We start from the raw sequence: 589 nt of genomic DNA on the forward strand, positions 1-589 counted from the left end.
CTCGTGCAGATGAGCAAGTACGCGCAACGCAAGCCGCATCAGCTCTCCGGCGGCCAGCAGCAGCGCGTCGCGCTGGCCCGCTCGCTGGTCAAGCGCCCGAAGCTGCTGCTGCTCGACGAGCCGATGTCCGCGCTCGACAAGAAGATCCGCCAGAAGACCCAGCTCGAACTCGTGAACATCATCGACAAGGTCGACGTGACCTGCGTGATGGTCACGCACGATCAGGAAGAGGCGATGACGATGGCGAGCCGCCTCGCGGTGATGAGCGAAGGCAAGATCGTGCAGATCGGTGCGCCGGGCGAAGTGTACGAGTTTCCGAACAGCCGTTTCTCGGCCGAATTCATCGGCTCGACCAACCTGTTCGAGGGCCGCGTCGTCGAGGACGAGCCCGATCACATCTTCGTCGAGAGTGACGACCTCGAAGCACGCATGTACGTGAGCCACGGCGTGACCGGCCCGCTTGGGATGCCGGTCGGCATCTCGGTGCGCCCCGAACGTGTGCACGTGTCGCGCGAGAAGCCGGGCTCGAAGCACAACTGGGCGCGCGGCGTCGTGACCGACATCGCGTACATGGGCAGCTACTCGCTGT

At 64.5% G+C, this 589-nt stretch carries 1 protein-coding gene; it reads left to right on the plus strand.

Going from position 1 to position 589, the window contains the following annotated elements:
* A partial coding sequence (locus VL15_RS38950) for an ABC transporter ATP-binding protein (protein WP_048252208.1) occupies positions 1–589 on the plus strand: 589 nt, incomplete at both ends.

The sequence above is a fragment of the Burkholderia cepacia genome, assembly GCF_001039005.1.
Lineage (GTDB): Bacteria > Pseudomonadota > Gammaproteobacteria > Burkholderiales > Burkholderiaceae > Burkholderia > Burkholderia theae.